This is a genomic window from Staphylococcus sp. HMSC62B09, from assembly GCF_001839115.1.
Lineage (GTDB): Bacteria > Bacillota > Bacilli > Staphylococcales > Staphylococcaceae > Staphylococcus > Staphylococcus haemolyticus.
The window spans coordinates 1-236 of sequence record NZ_KV840072.1 but is presented as its reverse complement, the minus strand read 5'-3'; the positions used below and the strand labels follow the sequence as shown (position 1 = coordinate 236).

Here is a 236-nt window from a genome sequence, read left to right as displayed (position 1 = left end):
AACCATTTTCTGTACACTCTCTTTTTATATCTAGATATATAGCTAGTATACATATTTTAATGTTCAATAACTCAATAGGAAATCTATGTTCATAAATAGGGTTAGAATTAAGTTATGGTACAATGAAAATGTACATAGGAGGTTTGTATTTTGAAAATAGGTTATGCAAGAGTCTCAACTGGTTTGCAAAATTTGAATTTGCAGGAAGATCGATTAAATCAATATGGTTGTGAAAA

General features: G+C 28.0%; 1 protein-coding gene. It reads left to right on the top strand.

Translation table 11 applies throughout. The annotated features are described in order from the left end of the window. Positions 1-150 precede the first annotated feature (150 nt). Positions 151-236 (top strand): recombinase family protein (locus HMPREF3265_RS12070; RefSeq protein WP_176746612.1); only part of this gene is annotated, 86 nt, incomplete at its 3' end.